The 3,046-nt window shown below is 73.8% G+C and carries 2 protein-coding genes; both read left to right on the top strand.

From position 1 onward, the window contains the following. On the top strand, positions 1-2,046 hold a 2,046-nt coding region (locus ACFU5O_RS37410; protein WP_384247483.1), incomplete at its 5' end, for a C-terminal helicase domain-containing protein. A 20-nt stretch (positions 2,047-2,066) separates the two neighbouring features. Beyond that, positions 2,067-2,753: a hypothetical protein gene (locus ACFU5O_RS37405; protein WP_384247481.1), complete on the top strand. Its 687-nt coding sequence runs from the start codon at positions 2,067-2,069 to the stop codon at positions 2,751-2,753. Positions 2,754-3,046 lie beyond the last annotated feature (293 nt).

Below are 3,046 nucleotides of genomic sequence, written 5' to 3'. Positions count from 1 at the left end.
TGCGAGCTCGGCTACGCCTCCACCATCCACCGCGCCCAGGGCATGACCGTGGACACCTCCCACGCCCTGGCCTCGCCGCGCTCGGACCGCGAAGGCGTCTACGTCCAGCTCACCCGCGGCAAGCGAACCAACCGCCTCTACGTCGCCATCGAGGACGGCGACCGCCTTGACGACGTTCTCGCCGCCATCGCCGCCCGCCGCCGCACGCAGCTGTCGGCGACCGAGTCCATCACCGCGCTGCACCAAGAGCTCAGCGCGCCGGGGCAGCTGGCGGCCGAGTTCGCCGACGTGGCCGAACGCGCGACCACCGCCCGCCTCACCGGCGTCCTGGAGCACACCCTCGGCCTCGAAGGTGCGGCTGCTTTTCTGGCCGCCGACGCCTACCGAGCCCTGATGAGGGCCATGAGCGACGCGGAGCGTGCCGGCTTCGACCTTCCCCGCCTCCTCGAAGACACCGCCGCACGCGGATTCGGGGGCGCCGACGACAGGGCGGCCGTGCTCACCTGGCGCCTGCGGGAGCGCCTCGCCGACGCCGCCGCAGCCCACAAAGCCCAGCCCACCAGGCCGCTGGCCGCGCTCTCCCTCACCCAGCTGCAGACCCTGGCCCGGCTCGCCGCCACCCACCGCGCCGCCGCCCGCGCGGCGTTGCAGGCCGCCGACGCGGCGCTCACCCACCTGCCCACCCCGGTCACCACGCAGGCGGGGCATACTCATCCGGCCTGGCCCGATCGCCCCCTGGGGCCCCTCTCACGTACCGAGCTCGCCGCCCAGCTCGCTGCCGTCCGCGCCCAGATCCGCCGCACCCAGACCACCCGTATCCCGTTGACCCAGACCGCGCGGAACACTCTCGCCGGCCTGATCCACGAGAGCCGGCTGCGCCGCGCGCTCACCTGGCGCGAGCGGGCCCGCGAGGACTACCAGCGTCAACAAACCAACCAGAGGCGCCCTCACGACGCCCCCACTTCGCTGGCTGCCACCCGCCGGGCCGTCACCGGCCGCCGCACCACCGCCACCGGGCGGCAGGAGTATGCGAGGGCGGCCCTCGCCCGCGCGGATGCCGTCACCGGCAAGATTGCGGCCGAACTCCGGTACCGTGACCGGCTCCCCGACCACCCGCCGCACCGCCAAAACCACCACGGCGACATCCCCGACTGGGTCGCCGACCGCCACGCCCTCACCCACCCCGACACACCCCTCCACTGGCGCGAGCACCTCGCCGAACGCCACCGCATCCTGGCCCGCTCACTGGCCGAACGCGGCCACACCCTGGCCGCCGAGGCGCCCGCCTGGGCCCGCCCCCTCGGACCCCCGCCCCCAGCAACGTCGCCGCTGCGCCGGGCCGCCTGGGCCCGAACCTGCGCCCTGCTTCAGCTGTGGCGCACCCGCCACGCCATCAGCAACGTCCCCGGACTGGGCCCGCGTCCCGAGGATCCGGACGATGCCGCTGCCTGGGACGACCTCGATGCCCGCATCCGCGCCCTGACCGGACGCCGCCGACCCCATGTGCTTCCGCCACCTGACGCACCGGCCTCGGTGGTCCTCGCCGCCGCCCTCAGCCACCTCCAAACCCCGCCCCCCTCCGGCGCCCTGCCCGACCACCCCGCCCTGCGCGACCCACACGGCATCACCCCCACAACCTATGCCGCCGCCGACGCCCGCACCGCCCGCCGCGCGCTGGCCGCCGTCCTGGCCGGCGAACCCCTCCCCGAGACGTGGATGGAAGACATCACCGCCCCGGGCCAGGACGACGAAGACGAACAGCGCACCTGGCTGCGGGTCATCACCGCCGTCAGCGACTACCGGCGCCGCCACCACCGCGCCGGCCCCGACCTCCTCGGGCCCCGCCCCCCAGGACTCGACGGCCAGGAATGGGACCACCTCACCGACGCGATCGACCTCTACACCCACGCCCGCATCACCCACCGCCTGGAACAGATACGCGAGCGCACCACCGCCACCCGCCAAGCGCTCCTGCCGCCCACCTCGCCACTGCACCCCCAGCCCGCACCAGACAGCCACGAGCCCGGCAACCGCCCGACCCGCTGAGCAAAAGAGGCGAATCCACGATGACTGCCCGTCTCGACATACCCGCCCACCTACGCCCCCCTTGGCGGCACCTGCCAGGCCTGGCCGCGCTTGGACAACGCCGCCTCGGGCCGCCCGCCCTGCATCCGCTGACCCGGCCCGCCGCCCTGGGCCTGTGGCTGTTCGCCCTCGCGGTCATGCATGCCGGCGCACGCCTCCTCGGCCACAAAAGCGCCATGCTGTCGGTCACCGGCCCTCGCACATGCCGGCCACGCCGCGCCGCCTGTGCCGCTGTCTTCCTCCTGGGCACCGCGGCCGCTGTTGCCTGGCTCTGGCTACCGCTTCAGGCCGCCGACTACGCCGTCGCCCACCATCACCTCCCGCCGCTCGTGGCGTACGGGGCCGCGCTCACGGCCGTCCTGGCGCTGATCTGCGAGGTCGGCAACATGCTGCTCCACGGGCGCGCCGTCTTCCCCGCAAGCATCACCGTCCGCCGCCTGCGGGCCACCGGAGGCACCTGGTGGGAAGCAGGCACCTTCGCCGCCCAGGACAACGACCCCGTCTCGGCCGGACGCCTCCTCCACACAGCCCTCGCCCTCGCCGACACCCACCACATAGGTCTGGTCGCCGTCCCCAACTCACCAGCCACCCAGCGCGCATACATACGCCGCGGCTTCCGTCCCGGACCGGTCCATCCCGGCGTCCTCGTCCGAACGCCCCAGCCATGATGGGAATCTCTGCAGAATTCGGCCGGGGCTACTCGTGGGCCTCACTCGCCATCGCACGCACCACGCACAAAGCCGTCCCACCGGATAGGTGCCAGGTGCCACCAGAATCCGGCTCACCGACCGCCCAGACAGACAGATACGAGGGCCGGACTGTCACCCGGTCGGCCTGCCCCAGCGCGCGAACCCGCCTGGTGGTCCGTACGGTCACGGTGCCCGCTCTGACAGGACTACGGGCTCGGCGGCCCCACGCTCCGCTTCGCACGCCGCGAGGGGCCGCCCCATTTTCACCGCCC

This window comes from Streptomyces sp. NPDC057445, assembly GCF_042802855.1.
GTDB lineage: Bacteria > Actinomycetota > Actinomycetes > Streptomycetales > Streptomycetaceae > Streptomyces.
This window is presented reverse-complemented; position numbering and strand designations above follow the sequence as displayed.